General features: G+C 40.8%; 18 protein-coding genes and 1 other annotated feature. Of the genes, 14 read left to right on the plus strand and 4 right to left on the minus strand.

What is annotated here, in order from left to right; all coding sequences use genetic code 11:
* The first annotated feature begins 26 nt into the window (after window positions 1–26).
* Window positions 27–1106, plus strand: a complete 1080-nt coding sequence (locus tag AWT60_RS07205) for a tetraprenyl-beta-curcumene synthase family protein (protein ID WP_041107357.1) — start codon at window positions 27–29, stop codon at window positions 1104–1106.
* Window positions 1107–1121: 15 nt separating this feature from the next.
* Here AWT60_RS07205 and mnmM read toward each other — a convergent pair whose 3' ends face one another.
* Both mnmM and mnmL read right to left on the minus strand, forming a co-directional pair.
* Window positions 1122–1697, minus strand: a complete 576-nt coding sequence (mnmM, locus tag AWT60_RS07210; protein WP_041107355.1) for a tRNA 5-(aminomethyl)-2-thiouridylate-methyltransferase MnmM — start codon at window positions 1695–1697, stop codon at window positions 1122–1124.
* A complete protein-coding gene (gene mnmL / locus AWT60_RS07215; RefSeq protein WP_017358356.1) occupies window positions 1694–2659 on the minus strand; it encodes a tRNA modification radical SAM protein MnmL/YtqA in 966 nt (321 codons plus the stop codon). Before mnmL ends, mnmM begins: the two co-directional genes overlap by 4 nt.
* A gap of 152 nt (window positions 2660–2811) precedes the next feature.
* Between mnmL and AWT60_RS07220 the strand changes: the two genes are divergently transcribed.
* From AWT60_RS07220 to AWT60_RS07250, 7 genes are all read left to right on the plus strand, one after another.
* The gene (locus AWT60_RS07220; RefSeq protein ID WP_056768312.1) at window positions 2812–3087 is read left to right on the plus strand and encodes a YtzC family protein; all 276 of its coding nucleotides are present in this window, start codon (window positions 2812–2814) and stop codon (window positions 3085–3087) included.
* Between the two features lie 143 nt (window positions 3088–3230).
* Window positions 3231–3410, plus strand: a complete 180-nt coding sequence (locus AWT60_RS07225; RefSeq protein WP_076839319.1) for a hypothetical protein — start codon at window positions 3231–3233, stop codon at window positions 3408–3410.
* A 17-nt stretch (window positions 3411–3427) separates the two neighbouring features.
* On the plus strand, window positions 3428–3820 hold the full coding sequence (locus AWT60_RS07230) for a GntR family transcriptional regulator (protein ID WP_019743690.1): 393 nt from the start codon (window positions 3428–3430) through the stop codon (window positions 3818–3820).
* Window positions 3813–4691 carry an ATP-binding cassette domain-containing protein gene (locus tag AWT60_RS07235; protein ID WP_024426211.1) on the plus strand — a complete coding sequence of 293 codons (879 nt, stop codon included), beginning with the start codon at window positions 3813–3815 and terminating at the stop codon, window positions 4689–4691. Before AWT60_RS07230 ends, AWT60_RS07235 begins: the two co-directional genes overlap by 8 nt.
* Window positions 4685–5671, plus strand: coding sequence for an ABC transporter permease subunit (locus tag AWT60_RS07240; protein WP_056768310.1), 987 nt, complete (start codon window positions 4685–4687; stop codon window positions 5669–5671). The genes AWT60_RS07235 and AWT60_RS07240 overlap by 7 nt, the downstream gene beginning before the upstream one ends.
* Window positions 5672–5692: 21 nt before the next feature.
* Window positions 5693–6391, plus strand: a complete 699-nt coding sequence (locus AWT60_RS07245; RefSeq protein ID WP_024424897.1) for an ABC transporter ATP-binding protein — start codon at window positions 5693–5695, stop codon at window positions 6389–6391.
* Window positions 6381–7691 carry an ABC transporter permease gene (locus tag AWT60_RS07250; protein ID WP_076839317.1) on the plus strand — a complete coding sequence of 437 codons (1311 nt, stop codon included), beginning with the start codon at window positions 6381–6383 and terminating at the stop codon, window positions 7689–7691. Before AWT60_RS07245 ends, AWT60_RS07250 begins: the two co-directional genes overlap by 11 nt.
* A 65-nt stretch (window positions 7692–7756) precedes the next feature.
* Here AWT60_RS07250 and AWT60_RS07255 read toward each other — a convergent pair whose 3' ends face one another.
* Together AWT60_RS07255 and ytvA are read right to left on the minus strand one after the other, a co-directional pair.
* A complete protein-coding gene (locus AWT60_RS07255; RefSeq protein ID WP_163114926.1) occupies window positions 7757–8455 on the minus strand; it encodes a sunset domain-containing protein in 699 nt (232 codons plus the stop codon).
* Window positions 8456–8541: 86 nt separating this feature from the next.
* On the minus strand, window positions 8542–9345 hold the full coding sequence (gene ytvA, locus AWT60_RS07260) for a YtvA family blue-light photoreceptor (RefSeq protein WP_076839313.1): 804 nt from the start codon (window positions 9343–9345) through the stop codon (window positions 8542–8544).
* A gap of 422 nt (window positions 9346–9767) precedes the next feature.
* Between ytvA and AWT60_RS07265 the strand changes: the two genes are divergently transcribed.
* The 6 genes from AWT60_RS07265 (at window position 9768) to AWT60_RS07290 (ending at window position 17372) form a co-directional block, all read left to right on the plus strand.
* A complete protein-coding gene (locus tag AWT60_RS07265; protein WP_008343006.1) occupies window positions 9768–10097 on the plus strand; it encodes a DUF4257 domain-containing protein in 330 nt (109 codons plus the stop codon).
* 103 nt (window positions 10098–10200) lie between these two features.
* Window positions 10201–10422, plus strand: a binding site (T-box leader).
* Window positions 10423–10519: 97 nt separating this feature from the next.
* Entirely contained in the window at window positions 10520–12934 is a 2415-nt protein-coding gene (leuS, locus tag AWT60_RS07270) for a leucine--tRNA ligase (RefSeq protein ID WP_024424893.1), read from the plus strand.
* A gap of 130 nt (window positions 12935–13064) precedes the next feature.
* Window positions 13065–13967 (plus strand): dienelactone hydrolase family protein, encoded by a 903-nt coding sequence (locus AWT60_RS07275; RefSeq protein ID WP_076839312.1) that lies wholly within the window; start codon window positions 13065–13067, stop codon window positions 13965–13967.
* A gap of 47 nt (window positions 13968–14014) precedes the next feature.
* Window positions 14015–14767 carry an NAD-dependent epimerase/dehydratase family protein gene (locus AWT60_RS07280; protein ID WP_041107341.1) on the plus strand — a complete coding sequence of 251 codons (753 nt, stop codon included), beginning with the start codon at window positions 14015–14017 and terminating at the stop codon, window positions 14765–14767.
* 219 nt (window positions 14768–14986) lie between these two features.
* The gene (locus tag AWT60_RS07285) at window positions 14987–15847 is read left to right on the plus strand and encodes a carbohydrate ABC transporter permease (protein ID WP_087976618.1); all 861 of its coding nucleotides are present in this window, start codon (window positions 14987–14989) and stop codon (window positions 15845–15847) included.
* A gap of 25 nt (window positions 15848–15872) precedes the next feature.
* Window positions 15873–17372 carry an extracellular solute-binding protein gene (locus tag AWT60_RS07290; RefSeq protein WP_041107339.1) on the plus strand — a complete coding sequence of 500 codons (1500 nt, stop codon included), beginning with the start codon at window positions 15873–15875 and terminating at the stop codon, window positions 17370–17372.
* The last annotated feature ends 18 nt before the right edge of the window (window positions 17373–17390 follow it).

Below are 17390 nucleotides of genomic sequence, written 5' to 3' on the forward strand. Positions count from 1 at the left end.
GAGCTTTAAGTTGGGGGTGGAGTGATTTGTCAGTACCAGAGCGTCCTTTTGCACTGATGACAAAGGTGTATAAAGATATTTTTCCGCTTGTTCATCAGGAGCTGAAAAAGTGGCGGGCTCATGCCGAAATGATTGAAAATGAAGAACTGAGAACGCAGGCACTAGCGAGCATATCGAGTAAAACGTTTCACTGTGAAGGCGGAGGCATTTTATCTCTTTTAGCAGGTGAAGAGAAAGAAACGTGTATTGAATTCATTGTGGCGTATCAAACCATTAGTGATTACTTAGATAACCTATGTGACCGCAGCACGTCGCTTGATCCAAAGGATTTCCATATGCTGCATCAAGCGATGAGAGATGCGCTTGATATTCATGCTGAGCTCAAGCCATACTATCAATTCCGTGATGATCAAGAGGATCATGGATATTTACATGCGCTTGTCCGCACATGTCAAAACGTGCTTATGCGCGTTCGGCATTATCCGATCATTCAGCCATATTTACACACGCTGTGTGATTACTATAGTGACCTGCAAGTACATAAGCATGTCGTTCCTCATGAACGTGTGCCAAGATTAGAGTCGTGGTTCCGTCAATATGAAAAGGATTTGCCGAAGATGGAATGGTATGAGTTTTCAGCTTGTGCGGGATCAACGCTAGGGATATTCTGTCTTGTGGCGTATGCGCTGCAGCCTGATTTTACAGAAAAGCAGGCGAAGCAAATTTACGAAAGCTATTTCCCTTATATTCAAGGTCTGCACATTTTACTCGATTATTTAATAGACCAAGAAGAGGATCGGCTTGGGGGAGATCTGAACTTTTGCTCATACTATGATTCTCATCATGAGATGATGGATAGACTTCAGCATTTTATCGAAAAAGCGGATGAGCAGCTGAAAGGTATTCCGCATGAAAACTTTCACAAATTGATTAACAGAGGATTACTGGCGGTCTATTTGTCCGATGAAAAAGTGACAGCCCAAAAAGAGATGAACAAGCTGGCAAAGCGGCTGATCAAATCAAGCGGGAAAACATCGTTCTTTTTCTATATTAACGGAAGAGCCTATCGGACCTATCAGAAAATGCCTTGGATGAAATCATCATAAAAAAGCTCAAATCCATTAGGATTTGAGCTTTTTTTCAATGGCGACCACAAACGGCGGGTCGTTTTGAATATTCATGTATTGATATGATAAAACTTGTACCTCTTCATGAGGCAGGGATCTGCAATAGTCGAGAAGCACTTCTTTTTCTCTTTTTCCTTCGGGATGTCCATGGTAGATCACAAGGACGATTAGACCTCCGGGTTTGAGCCATTCGAGGAGCTGCTTGATCGATTCAATGGTTGTATGAGCCTGAGTGGTAACGGCTTTATCGCCTCCAGGCAAATACCCAAGGTTAAACACTGCACCAGATATATGTCCATAAACATCCTTCGGAAGATGATCCGCCAGTTTTTCATGTCCATCATGGATCAGGTGAACGTAAGGATATTGACCGCCAAGCCTTTTGCTTGTCTGCTGCAAGGCTTCCTCTTGCACGTCGAATGCAAACACTTGTCCATCAGTTCCTACAAGGTCCGCTAAATAGAGTGTATCGTGGCCGTTGCCCATTGTTGCATCTATAACGATGTCGCCTTTTTGACAAGCGCGTTCTAACAGCTCTTTACTAAAAGGAAGCATGCGTTTCAAAATCATTTTGCTGCTTCTTCCAATCTGACGAAACGTTTCCCTTGGTAGCTGTTACGTCTTTCGAGCTCAGCATTAATGGCATTGAGCACTTCCCACTTGTTAACACTCCACATTGGACCAACCATTAATTCAATTGGGCCGTCGCCTGTAATACGATGAATAATCATTTCTGGCGGCAGAATCTCCAGCTGATCACAAACAAGCTGAACATATTCCTCCTGGCTTAAAAACTCAAGCTTTCCTTTTTCATATTGCTTGACCATTGGGGTTCCTTTTAAAAGGTGAAGCAAATGAATTTTAATTCCCTGCACATCTAAATCCGCAACAGCTTTTGCTGTTTCCATCATCATGTCTCGGTTTTCAAGAGGCAATCCATTGATGATATGTGAGCAGACACGAATTCCGTGTTTTCTCAGTTTTTCTACACCTTCAACGTAGCATTCATAATCATGAGCACGGTTAATGAGCATAGCTGTCCGTTCGTGTACCGTTTGAAGACCAAGCTCTACCCATAGGTAAGTGCGTTCGTTTAATTCGGCTAAATACTCCACTACGTCATCCGGCAGACAGTCAGGTCTTGTTGCAATGGATAGACCTACGACACCATCCAGATTCATGACGGTTTCATATTTTTCTTTTAGGACAGGGAGCGGCGCGTGTGTGTTTGTATACGCCTGAAAATACGCCATGTATTTTCCATCTTTCCATTTTGTATGCATCCGGTCTTTGATTTCGTTAAATTGAGTGATGAGATCATCAGCCCGGTTTCCTGCAAAATCACCAGATCCAGCGGCACTGCAAAATGTACAGCCGCCGTGGGCTACAGTACCATCACGGTTTGGACAGTCAAAGCCGCCGTCTAAGGCAACTTTAAATACTTTATGACCAAAGTGTTCACGCAAATGATAATTCCATGTGTGATAACGTTTTTCGCTGTTTGAATATAAAAAAGGGTTATGCTGATCCAAGTCAGTAACCTCCTTGCATAATAATAGGCATCCTTAAAGTTTAACAAAAATCACGAAGGAGGACAATTGAATCTGTCCAACATTTTCTTTAGTGAAAAAGCTTTACATGGGCAAAATAGGCGGGAGCGATGATGAAATGGAGGGAATGTAAGATGGCAACAAGGCAGTCGATCGATGAATTTATCCAAAAAAGTACGGAAACCCTTGAGTTTGCAAATGAACAATTTGATTTGAGCTCACGTCAGGAACATTATAATGAGGAAGAGTTTTCAAAAGCACAGCTCATGCTTGAGAGTACGGTCAACGAATTAGAAAAATTAAAAGATGTCGCCAATGACCAGCAAAGAGAACGGTTAGACAGGGCGCGTGTTCAAATTCAGAGCTTGCAAAACCAAATGATTTTAGGGATTTCCTACGATAATGAATGATGAACAGATCCTTCTTTTAAGGGTCTGTTTTTTATTTTTTTAATAAGCTATTGACTTTTATACTGGGTGTCTATATTGTATTAAGTGTACTACATCAACTAATACACTACAGACACTTAAAAAGTGAAGAAAGGTGTTCAACCATGAAAAAAGAAAAAAAATCAATCAATTTGAAGTGGATGGTGCTGGCTGTTGCGATAGCATGTACATTTTTTTTCGTTCTCGTTTTCATTGGTTTTGAAGTTCAAAAAGATTTGATACCCAATTCGTTTCCTTTAATGCAAGGACATGAACAAGCGATAGGACTGCAAAAGCATGAATGAGGAAAGAGGGAGCCATCATGATCCAAATAGATCCAAGAAGCGCTGCGCCAATATATGAACAAATCATTGAGCAGCTCAAAATTTTATGTTTAAAAGGCGTGATGAAGCCAGGTGACAAACTGCCCTCTGTCAGAGAGCTCGCCACCATTATTATTGCCAACCCAAACACCGTCAGCAAAGCGTATAAAGAGCTTGAGCGGGAAGGCATTATTGAAACTCTGCGGGGCCGCGGTACGTATGTAACAGAAGGTGCTCAGTTAAAGCTGAATGAAGGGAAGGTGCTCGAGATGAAAGAACAGTTAAGACAACTCATCATAGAAGCTCATTATGCTGGTATTGATATTCATCAGCTCAAGGAATGGCTAGAAGAGATCGGCTCAAGTCTAAAAGGAGGAAAACAAGTTGATTGAGGTCAGAAATGTATCGAAGAAATTAAATGGACGCGAAGTACTCAGCGACGTTTCCTTCAAAATAGGCGAAGGTGAGATCTTCGGTCTGCTTGGCCGGAATGGCTCTGGGAAAACAACACTTCTCAGATTGATTCAGCAAATTCTTCTTCCAGATGAAGGAGAGATTTATTTTAAAGATGTGCTAGTGAAAGACCACCCTTTAGTAAAGCAAAATATTGTATTCATGCCAGTCGTGAATCCTTACTTTGACAGATACAATTACGGACAGCTTGTCCAGCTGTTAAAGCATATTTATCCAAAGTTTGACGTGACCTATGCCAATGAGCTTGTGAACCGCTATGAAATTCCGGAAAAAGTGAAGTATCGTGAATTGTCGACAGGGTTAAAGAAACAGCTGTCATTAATTTTAAGCTTTGCCATCAAACCAGCGGTCATTTTATTAGATGAGCCGACTGATGGTATTGATGCCGTCACAAGAAATGACGTTCTTCAGCTGATGATTGACGAGGTGGCAGAACGACAAACAACGATTTTAATTACATCTCACCGCTTAGAGGACATTGAGCGTATGTGTAATCGAATCGGGTTTTTAGAAGGAAATCAGCTCACAAGTGTCATGGATTTAGATGAATTAAAGAATGACTATGTCAAAATCCAAATGGCTTTTGAAGAAGATATGAACTTAAGTATTCGAAAAAATGGTGTTGCGATTTTGGATCAAGCGGGCGTTTTCTATACAGCGCTTGTTCTAAAAACCGACGAAGAAGCTAAAGAGTACTTGAAGTCACTGAAGCCAAAAGTATGGCATGAACTGCCTGTGAATTTAGAAGAAGTATTCATTGCGAAGTTTGGAGGGAAACGCAGATGGTAAAGCGGCAATTATTATATAAGGAGTGGAAGCAATCTGAGCTGACATTCATTTTAGTGATGCTTGTTGCGATGTTTGCGACACCATTATCCCTCTTAATGGATTACTCAACCTTTCAAGATTGTTTGAAAAATTCAGACTGTATAATGGATTCAACAACATTCACTTATATGTTTAAGAAGGATGCATTTCTCTCACTTTCATGGTTAATGGGAATATTTTTTGCTGTGATTCAGCTAGGGTTTGAGAGAAATAAAGGGCAGATGGACTTTACATTATCCTTGCCATTTAGCAGAAGTGCTATCTTTCATACCAAGTTTTTCTTAGGTGCTGGCATCATCGCAGGCGTTCATGTTGTCTCATATCTTATCATTTATTTACTCAAATTAGGCCTTCATCCAATAGAAACACCTGAGTTCAACAGTCGTTATTTTTATGCACTGTTGTCAGCTTTGATGATCTACACTTTATTTTTTGCAGCAGGTACATTAACAGGAAGTGCTATATCCCAAGCAATCGTTGGATTCAGTACGTCCATTCTACCATTTTTGTTAATTGGACTTCCGATTGTTCATTTAGATTTTATCTTTAGAACAAGTGAGAGGTGGATAGATACGAGCCTCAATTATTTGATATCGCCTATTTCACCAATTACTTATATTACAAATGACATTTTTCAACAAGAATATCAGCATTGGTTTAATGGTGAAGCATTCATCATTCCACTTGTCATGATGGTCATATTTTACCTAATTGGTTTGTTTAGCTTTATAAAACATCCAATTGAAAGAAATGGCCGCTTCTTCCTTTACTCAAGTATGGATAGACCTATTCAGATTATGGTCATTGTCTTCGGTGTTCTAGGGTTTGGATGGTTTGGTTTTTCTTCAGATAATTCCATATTTGGTTATATCGTTGGCATGCTCATCGGTGGAGCTGTGGGCGCACTAACGAGTTATTTCTTAATCTATCGAAAAAGATAAACAGAGAGCAGGGGAGTAGAGATGATTCAGATTCAAGCATTAGATCATGTATTTAAAATTGGTAAAAAGGGCAGGGAAAATGAAATTCCTGTGCTGAAAGGAATTGACCTGTCCATCAAAAGAGGCGATATTGCTTGTATTGTTGGACGAAGTGGTTCGGGGAAATCAACTTTATTGAACTTAATATCAGGCTATATTACGCCAACGAGCGGAAAAATTGTCATTGATGGCACCGATGTGACCGGCTTTAATGAAAAAGAATGGGCAGACTTTCGCTTAGATCACTTTGGCTTTATCTTTCAAAGCTTTCAGTTGATCGGGAGCTTAACAACGTATGAGAATGTTGAACTTCCGCTCACTTTAAAAGGGGTGAAGCCGTCTGAACGAAAGGCGAAAGTAAAAGAAATGTTGAAACGAGTAGGACTTGAACATCACGCAGGACATTACCCAAATGAGCTGTCAGGCGGACAGCAGCAGCGTGTGAGTATTGCAAGAGCCTTGATTTTAAATCCATCAATTATTTTAGCGGATGAACCAACAGGCAGTCTGGATTCAGAAACTGAAGGGGAAATTTTAGCCTTTATCCAGCAGCTCAATCGTGAAAAAGGAATTACATTTGTCATCATTACACATGACGATGAAGTCGCTTCAATTGCAGACACAACGTTCCAGCTTCACGATGGTGTATTAAAGAAAGGGGAACAATCCATTGAAATTTAGAGATCAGGTCAAATTCATTAGAAGAAATATGAAGAAAAATAGATTGCGTGTGTTTATGACCATTCTTGCGACAACAATGGCATGCTCCTTCCTAATCGTTCTAGCGTCTGTCGGTTTTGGTTTGCAAAAATCAGCTCAAGATGAAATTATGAAACAGCAAATCATCACAGAAATTAAAGTGTTAGGAAAAGAAAAAGGAGACGTCAAGATTGATGATTTAAAGAAATATGATCATGTGAAATCTGTTGTCTCAAGAACGGCAATCAATCCATCGGTTAATGTCGAGCTCGATAACCGTTCAAGTGAAACACAGGCTGCTTTGACCGATATGAAAGAAGAAAAAGAGGCAGGGCTTGAACTAGACCGAGGAAAAGTCCCAACATCAGCGAACGAAATTGTGGTCGGATATCATATGGCGCAGCAACTGTGGACAAAAAAAGAACGCGAAGCCTATGAAAAAGAATTAAACCAGACGTCAAATGGGGAAGAAACACCGAAGGAGCCAAAAGGCTACACGAAGGATATTTTAAATAAAGTGATTCAAATCAAAGTGCCAAAACTAAATGAAGAAGGTGAAGTCGTTAAAGAAAAAACATTTGATTTCCGTGTAGTAGGTGTTTTGAAAAAGCCGAATTTGGAGTGGCAGGAAGATCATAAAATTCTAATTCCGAATGCTTATGAAAAAGAATTTGGTCAAATACTCGACCTGTCTCCTGAAGCAGGAAATGTCGAGAAAAAGACCTCTGTTTATGCAGATAAATTCGACAATGTCGGTACGCTCACGAATAAACTAACAGATGAGGGCTATCAAGTCATCTCTGTGACGAACCAGCTTGAAGGAATGGATATGTTCTTTACGGTCTTCAAAATTGGACTCATTTTTGTCGGATGTATTGCAGTCATTATTTCTGCCATCGGAATTTTCAATACGATGACCATGGCGGTAACAGAGCGAACACAAGAGATTGGGATTATGAAAGCCATTGGCGCGAATCCATCCATTATCAAGCGGATGTTCCTAATGGAAAGTGCTTATATTGGAGTAATCGGATCAATCATCGGTATTATCATCTCATATTTGATTAGTTTCGCCGTTAATTTAATCATCCCAGCCATTTTGTCGTCCATGTCTGAGGGAGGATCAAGCGATCAATTCTCGATTACTTTTTCCTATATTCCACTCAGCCTTGTCATTACAGCGACAGTGATCAGCGCAGGGGTAGCGATCATTTCAGGGCTTAACCCGGCACGTAAGGCAACAAAAACGAATGTATTAGCAGCTTTAAGAAGAGAAATCTAAAAAAGAACCTCCTGTAAACCCGATTGGGCGCTCAGGAGGTTCTTTTTTATCTTCATTAAACATCGCTATTGCTTAGGTGCCCTGTATCCGGCACGCTCTGCTTCTTCTACTGAGCAGAACATTTTGGTTACATTCTTTGTTCTAGAGTAGTATCTGCTGCTTGGTGTGTGGTAAATGCCGTTGACACTCCCTTTAATGTTACAGGCAGCCGATTCTTTTTTTGTTTCCTTTTGTGATTCATGACCGCCTGTGCTTTTTCCTTCATCTTTAGGTGCGGAGCGCTGGACGGAGGAAGACTTCGTATCGCTGCTGCTATTCTTGATTTCTTGTTTGAGTGTTTCATTGCTGGAGGTGAGCTTGTCTATTTTCTCTTCAAGCGATTGAATGGTCTTCTCTTGCTGTTTGACCGTTTCTTTTTCTGAGGTGATGGTTTCCAGCTTTTTTTCTAGCTTTTCTTTTTCCTTCTCTGCATCTTCTAAAGAGGAGATAAGCGACTCTTTATCAGCTTTTAAGCGCGAAATGTCAGATGAGAGTTCCTTTTGATCCTTTAACAGCTGTTCAGAAGATGGATCGGCTTGTGCCTTTGGCGCATTTCCAGCAGTAAGCGGTAATGACATAATGGAAAAGAAGAGACCAATGATCAAAAAAGGATAAAAAAGTTTCTTTGAAAAAATCAGCTCGTTCTTGCGTTTGAGTAAGAAGAAATTGACAGCATATCCGATGGCAAAACAAACACATAAAAGACCTAATATGAGTAAAAACATATCTAACAGCCCCCCTAAATTGCTATTTACACCTATCATACCTCATTTTTCCATTTTGGGGAGCGGTTCAATTGAAAAAACCCTGTTTACACAGGGTTTTCAGCTAATGGTAATCCTTTTATGGCTTCTTTTACTGTCAAATAAGTGATCGTATTCTGGAAATCTGTATCGAGGTCTTTCATTTTCAGCGCAAGCTGCGGCTTAATCCCAGTGATGATCAGTTCGGTTCCAGTTAGATTGAGAAGATGATGCAGTTTGAAAATACGTGCTGCGACGGAATCATCGACCTCGATTAAACCAGAAAGGTCGACAATTAAATAATCATCCTTTGAATCATCTAATATACAGGTTAACTTAGCGACAATGGCATCAAAGCGTTCTTCAGATAATTTTCCGATAAGCGGAAGAGCAGATACACCACTTTTGATTGGGACGATTGGCGTCGAAAGAGAGGTGACTTCCTGTAAGGAATCTTCTAGGAGCTGTTCATATTCTTTCTGTTTCGTAATATCCTTTTGAAAACCAATGAAAAATGTTTTGTCATCTTGTTCAATGTATAGAGGATCTATATTGAGTTCATTCCAAAAAAAAGTGCCGTCTTTTTTATAATTTTTTAGCTGTGTGGTAATAGGTGTTTTGTTTTGAATTCCATCACGAATTAAAGCAAGCTGCTTTTGATCCGTGTCTTTTCCTTGAAGGAATCGACAATTACGACCAAGAATCTCATCTGGTTTGTATCCAGTCATTTGTGTAAAGCCGTGATTCACATAAACGATAGGGTTATCCTCTAAGGAAGGGTCTGTAATGACAACACCGATCCGCGCATGATCCAGCGCTTTTTTGATGAGTTCAAGCTGTTTTTGCAAGCCGAAAATGTTCGAGCTGACCATATTACCCTCCTTTGCTGCTATAAGACATATCAAATGGTTGTCTTTTCAACCAAACGAATCCTTTTAAACGTAACATAACATATGTTCTGTTTCAACGATTGCAAACGCTTTGTTAAATTTGTCATCATAGTTTGTCCTCCATTAGAATAGAGTAAGTAAGGAGACTTTTCATTAGAAAAAGAAGGAATCAATTACTCATCATTCATAAAATGACAAAAATAGTTAATATGGATTAGGTAAAAATGATTCCAATGCATCAAGATTGTTTTTAGGTCATTCACATATAATGGAAGAAACAAGCTTTTTTTCTTCGTTAGAGAGAATAGACCTTTTACATGGATTATGACGGAACAGCAGAATGGCATTACAGGGGGCTGGACAGCCTGAAGTCGCTTTACTATTCTAAGGGCTTTAGGAAGGTGATGAAAATGCTGCAACAAGTCATTATTGCTTGCGCCATTGGAGGGGTCATGGGCATTCTCGGTCACGTAAAGAAAAAAGGCAGGCTAGAGAAGCCCAGAATGACAAAAAAGTTTATTTACTTAGGGTTTATTGAAGATTGGCTCGTTGGGATGATTGCCGCTACACTGCTTGTCTTATCCTCAAATCCCGAATCTAGTCTGCACTTGATCATCTTATCCATTATTTCAGGTTACGGAGGAGAAGCAGTTCTGCGAAGCTTCGATTTTGTGAGAGAAGAACGTTCACAGGATGCAGGCTCCAACCGTCATAACCGATCTCCACACGAATAATATCCTCTACTTTACCCTAGTCTAGGGTACATTTCCATTGTATACAAACCTGCTTGCACTTATGATCATAATTCTATAAAATACTACTTAGATGACGGTTACGATAAGAACAGTGAAGAGGAGTAGTAGGAAAGCAGTATTTGTCTTTAGAGAATTGACGGCTGGTGAAAGTCAATCAAATCTGCTTCTGAACTCGCCTCAGAGTTGCAGTTGCGTTAAAGCTTCTGTCGCATGTCTGCGTTAAAGATATTAAGTGAGCGTACGAACAGCATGTTACGCTAACAAGGGTGGTACCGCGGGAACCAAAAAATCTCTCGTCCCTTTCCAGGGATGAGGGTTTTTTGTTGATTTTAGAAAAATCTGAATTCTTGCAGTGGTCATCTAAGCAGATAAAGCCGTACATATTAAAGGAGGTTTTCACATTGAGTTTTCAGCATCGGGAAATTGAAAAGAAGTGGCAGGATTATTGGCTGACACATAAAACATTCGCCACATCTGACTCGGAAGATAAACCGAAGTTTTATGCACTTGATATGTTTCCATATCCATCAGGAGCAGGGCTTCATGTCGGGCACCCTGAGGGCTATACAGCAACGGATATTCTATCACGCATGAAACGTATGCAGGGATATGATGTTCTTCATCCAATGGGATGGGACGCATTTGGTCTCCCGGCAGAACAGTATGCACTTGATACAGGAAATGACCCGGCGGCCTTTACAGAAGAGAACATCAATAACTTCCGCCGCCAAATTCAATCACTAGGGTTCTCGTATGATTGGGATCGAGAAATTAACACGACAGATCCGAATTACTACAAATGGACACAATGGATTTTCTTAAAATTGTACGAAAAAGGATTGGCCTATATTGATGAAGTACCAGTGAACTGGTGCCCAGCGCTTGGCACAGTGCTTGCAAATGAAGAAGTCATTGATGGAAAAAGTGAACGCGGAGGCCATCCTGTTGAAAGACGTCCTATGAAGCAGTGGATGCTAAAGATTACAGCATATGCGGACAGGCTGTTAGAAGATTTAGAGGACATTGATTGGCCTGAAAGCATCAAAGATATGCAACGTAACTGGATCGGACGCTCTGAAGGTGCGCACGTTCATTTTGAAGTAGAAGGACATGACGAACAGTTTACGGTTTTCACAACGCGTCCTGATACACTATTTGGCGCAACATATGCAGTGCTTGCACCAGAGCATGCACTTGTTGAAAAAATTACATCAGATGCTCAAAAAGAAGCTGTCAAAGCGTATATCAAAGAGATTCAATCAAAGAGTGACTTAGAGCGGACAGATCTTGCTAAAACGAAGACAGGTATTTTCACTGGAGCGTATGCCATCAATCCTTTAAATGGTGAAAAGATGCCGATCTGGATTGCCGATTACGTGCTGGCGACTTATGGAACTGGAGCCATTATGGCGGTTCCTGCCCATGATGAACGTGACTATGAATTCGCCAAAACCTTTGATCTTCCAATTAAAGAAGTTGTAGAAGGCGGAGACATTGAAAAAGAAGCCTACACAGGTGATGGAAAGCACATTAACTCTGATTTCCTAAATGGCTTAGGAAAAGAAGAAGCGATTGAAAAAGCGATTGCATGGCTTGAAGAACATCAAAAAGGTGAAAAGAAAGTCACATATCGTTTAAGAGACTGGCTGTTCAGCCGTCAGCGCTACTGGGGTGAGCCGATTCCAATCATTCATTGGGAGGACGGAACATCTTCAGCTGTTTCAGAAGAAGAGCTTCCACTGATCTTGCCTAAGACGACAGAGATTAAGCCAAGTGGTACAGGTGAATCACCATTAGCCAATATTAAAGACTGGGTTGAGGTTGTAGATCCTGTTACAGGTAAAAAAGGCCGCCGCGAAACGAATACAATGCCGCAATGGGCAGGCAGCTGCTGGTATTTCTTACGTTATATTGATCCTCATAACACAGAAGAGCTTGCCTCTCCTGAGAAGCTGAAGAAATGGCTTCCAGTTGATGTGTATATCGGCGGAGCAGAACACGCTGTACTGCATCTTCTATATGCACGCTTCTGGCATAAGTTCTTGTATGATATCGGTGTTGTTCCAACAAAAGAACCTTTCATGAAATTGTTCAACCAAGGTATGATTCTTGGGGAAAACAATGAAAAAATGAGTAAATCAAAAGGAAATGTGGTCAACCCAGATGATATTGTAGAATCTCATGGTGCGGATACATTACGACTTTATGAAATGTTCATGGGACCTTTAGATGCGTCAATTGCTTGGTCTGAAACAGGACTTGATGGCGCTCGTCGTTTCCTTGATCGTGTATGGCGTCTCTTTACAAATGAAGATGGCTCACTCAGTGATAAAGTGACAGAGCAATCTGGCGGCGCATTAGAACGCAGCTATCATGAAACAGTCATGAAGGTAACGGATCATTATGAAGGCTTGCGTTTCAATACAGGCATTTCACAATTAATGGTGTTTATCAACGATGCCTATAAGGCGGATACACTGCCGAAAGAATATGCAGAAGGCTTTGTAAAGCTTCTTTCTCCAATTGCACCGCATTTAGCAGAAGAGCTTTGGAATAAACTTGGTCATGAAGGATCTATTTCTTATGAAGCATGGCCTCAATATGATGAGTCAAAGCTTGTCGACGATGAAGTAGAAATTGTCGTACAGCTTAACGGTAAAGTAAAAGCAAAATTAACCGTTCCTGCTGATGCAACAAGGGAGCAGTTAGAAGAGCTCGCGAAAAATGATGCACGTGTAAAAGAACAGCTTGAAGGGAAAACCATTCGTAAAGTGATTGCAGTTCCTGGGAAGCTTGTCAATATTGTTGCGAACTAATGATGACACCCATCGGTATGAACCGATGGGTGTTCTTTATTTCCCGGGACATAATTTTGTCGAAAACAAGGTGATTCCCGCATCGGTCTCGTATTTTAACAGGTGATCAAGAAAATGAGGAGTGACGTCAATGGAAAAGGAAAGCAAACGTGAACAACTGCTCAGTCTGTTAGGAGAAATGCCAGAACGTCATCGCGTGGAGGCTTATACGTTAAAAATGGAGGAACGTGAATCATATGTAGTGGAAACACTCATTCTCTCCATGAATGGTGTAGAGGAAGTACCTGCTTATTTCGTGAAACCGAAGGATACAGTGAAAAAAAGACCCGTTGTGCTGTTCCAGCACTCTCATGGCGGGAATTACGTGAATGGGAAGGAAGAGCTGTTAAAGGGTGCCCATTATTTGCAAGAGCCTTCATATGCAAAAGAGTTTACATCAAAAGGATATAGTGTACTGGCCATTGATCATGCAGGGTTTGGTGAGAGAAGAGGAAGAACAGAAAGTGAAATTTTTAAGGAAATGCTTTTAACAGGAAAAGTGATGTGGGGCATGATGCTGTATGAAAGTATGTGTGCGATTGATTATTTGCTGTCTCGATCTGATGTGCTGGCGGACAGGTTAGCTGTCTTTGGGATGTCAATGGGCGGTCTTCTTTCCTGGTGGACGGCTGCACTTGATGAGAGGGTCAGTGTGTGTATTGATCTTTGCGCACAGGTGGACCATCATACATTAATTGAAACGAACAATTTGGACAGACATGGCTTTTATTACTATGTACCGAGTTTGGCGAAGCATTTTACAGCAGCGGACATTCAAGAAATGATTTTTCCAAGACCGCATTTAAGCTTAGTTGGAAAACTTGATCAGCTCACGCCTGCTGAAGGCGTTGGAAGGATTCAAAAGGTATTGAGTCAAACCTATGAAGCTGCTTCATTGAAAGAACGATATCAGCTTACCCGTCTTCATGCAGGTCATTTTGAAACAGCCGCTATGCGTCACGAGGCGACACGATTTTTGAAAAAGTGGCTGTAATCAAGAAACGCTTGGACATACTACGTCAAAAGAAAGGAGGAGACTAGATGAAAAAAATCACCATCATTGGCGGATGCGGTGTGATTGGACGTATTTTAACAAAAGTGCTCTCTACTGAGTACAGCGTCACGATTATTGATCTAACGAGCTGTGTAGAAGGAGTCATTTTAGCCGATGCAGCGAATGAACAGAATGTATATGAGGCAATTCCGCGGGATACAGATGTCATTTTGCATCTTCTAAACATGGACATGACGCATGATGTGATGGATCATGAAGAATTTGCAAAAATGACTGATATTTTTTGGAGGAGTACCTATTATATGTTTCGTTCAGCCGCCCGGCATGGCATACGAAAAGTCATTTTTGCAAGCAGCAACCATGTGACGGATCGTTATGAAGAGGATGGACGCTCCTTACTTGGACGGCAGATTACAACTGACGATGTGCCTGCGACTAAAAATGTCTATGGCATTTTAAAGTTTGCTTCCGAACAGCTGGGACGTTTGTTCCACGATCAATCGGGAATGTCTGTCATCAATTTAAGAATTGGAACAGTTGTAACAGATGAGATGAAGGCATTGCACAAAAAGCAAAGAACAAAAAGAACTCTGCTGTCACATGAGGATCTTACAGGTATGATAAAGGCAGCGATTGAATCGGATATTCCCTTTGGGACCTATTATGCTGTATCAGAGAATGAAGAAAAGCCGTGGTCTACTGAGAAAACGAAGCTGGAGTTAGGCTATGAACCAGATGTCAATACGACGGAAATCCTCGAAGAAAATGATCGAGCATAAGGCATAATCATGTCATGAGTTAATGATCTTATTCTTTTGTTTCATGAGCACAAAAGCACGGCTGATATGATCTATCCAGTTGGTCTGTCAAAATGATTATAGACGCTTTCTTCCCCCGTTTGTTACATTTTAATCACGATATCGTCACAGGCTGCAGCTTACTTTCAGATGAAATGATAACGCTTTCAAGGAAAGGGCGTGATGAACATAGATCGTTCTATTAAAGGCCGATTGTTCAATTTATTTAATTACTCTTTTCTACTCATGTTCGCATTAATATGTGTGCTTCCGTTCATCCATGTCATTGCTGCCTCTTTTGCAACAGTAGAAGAGGTCATCACGAAGAAGTTTATCTTGTTCCCGACGACGTTTTCTTTAGAGGCATATCGATATATTTTTTCTACAGATATTGTGTATCGCAGCCTCATTGTGTCCATTCTTGTGACGCTTGTTGGAACAGCTGTCAGCATGTTTTTGTCCTCGCTTATGGCATACGGTCTGTCTCGCCAGGAGCTAAAAGGCCGGAGAACACTGATGTTTCTCGTTGTTTTCACGATGCTGTTTAGCGGGGGTATGATTCCGACGTTTATTGTGGTGAAAACACTTGGTCTGCTTGATACCTATTGGTCACTTATTCTTCCGGTTGCAATCAATGCGTTCAACTTAATCATTTTGAAAAACTTCTTTCAAAACATACCGGCAAGCCTTGAGGAATCAGCGAAGATGGACGGTTGTAACGATTTAGGGATTTTCTTTAAAATTGTGCTCCCACTTTCTTTGCCTGCCATTGCAACCATTTCACTTTTTTATGCTGTGACGTATTGGAATACGTACATGACCGCCATTTTGTATTTAAATGATTCAGTGAAGTGGCCGATTCAGGTGCTGCTGAGACAGATTGTCATTGTCTCAAGCGGAATGCAGGGAGATATGTCGGATATGGGCTCATCCACACCACCGCCAGACCAGACGATTAAAATGGCTGTCATTGTTGTGGCAACCATTCCGGTTCTGCTTGTCTATCCATTTATACAAAAGCATTTCAACAAAGGGGCATTACTAGGTTCTGTAAAGGGTTAAAAAGATGGAACAACGGAGGGATCTTATGGGGAGAAAGAAATTATGGCTGATTGCGTTTGTCCTGTTATTTGCAGCAAGCGGAATTTTGTCAGCCTGTTCAAGTAAAGGGGCAAACTCATCAGATGAGAAGGTTGATTTAGACAAAAAGGTAAAGCTGACATGGATGGCGATTTTATATCATCAGCAGCCGCCGAAGGATTCCGTTTTAAAAGAGATTGAGAAGCTCACAAATACAGAGCTTGATATTACATGGGTGCCTGATGCAGTGAAGGAAGATCGTTTAAACTCCGCACTTGCAGCAGGGAATTTGCCGCAAATTGTGACGATTCAAGACATTAAAAATTCGTCTGCGATTAATGCGTTCAGATCAGGCATGTTTTGGGAAGTCGGTCCGTATTTAAAGGATTATCCAAATTTAAGTAAGATGAACGAACTGATTAATAAAAACGCCTCTATAGACGGTAAGCTTTATGGCATCTATAGAGAAAGACCACTTTCAAGACAAGGGATTGTCATTCGAAAGGATTGGCTTGAAAATTTAAATTTGGATACACCAAAAACATTGGATGATTTGTATGAAGTAGCCAAAGCCTTTACGGAAAAAGACCCGAATCAAAACGGAAAAGCCGATACAATTGGCTTTACGGATCGGAACGATTTAATTTATGGCGCATTTAAAACACTTGGTTCATATGAAGGAATGCCGACAGACTGGAAAGAAGAAAACGGGAAATTCACGCCGGACTTTATGACAGATGAGTATATGAATACAATGAAATACATGAAAAAGCTGCGCGATAATGGCTATATTAACAAAGACTTCCCAGTGACAAGCAAAACACAGCAGCAGGAATTATTCTCACAAGGAAAAGCAGGTATCTATGTTGGAAATATGGTAGATGCCGTGAACCTGAGAGATGATGCGACAGATAAAAACATGAAAGTAGATATTATCAACCGAATCAAAGGCCCAGATGGCAAAGAACGTGTGTGGGCATCAGGGGGGCATAATGGCATCTTCGCATTCCCTAAAACAAGCGTGAAATCAGAGGCGGAATTAAAGCGGATTTTGGCCTTCTTTGACCGTATTGCCGAAGAAGATGTATATGGTCTCATGACGTACGGTATAGATGGCAAGCATTATAAGAAAGAAGAAGGAAATACATTTGTCAGGGAAGAAAGCCAAGTGAAAGACTGGCAGACAGATGTACAGCCGCTTGTCAGTCTTGTAGGAATTGATAAACGTTACTTGAAAAATAAAGGGGATGCAGTTCGTTCTAAATATGAAGAGCTAGAAGAAGACAATCAAAACATCATCGTTGCCAACCCTGCTGAAAGCCTTTATTCAGAAACAGCATCAGAGCGTGGAAACGAATTGAAGAAAATCATCGATGATGCGACGTATAAGTTCATTCTTGGAGACATCAGTGAAGATCAATTTCAGAAGGATGTAGAGAAGTGGAAATCCAATGGTGGGAATAAAATCATAGAAGAATATGAAGCTTCCTTTAAAAAATCAAAATGACCAATAGGAACACCCCCG

It is taken from the genome of Bacillus sp. F2HM (assembly GCF_019266135.1).
GTDB lineage: Bacteria > Bacillota > Bacilli > Bacillales > Bacillaceae > Bacillus > Bacillus safensis.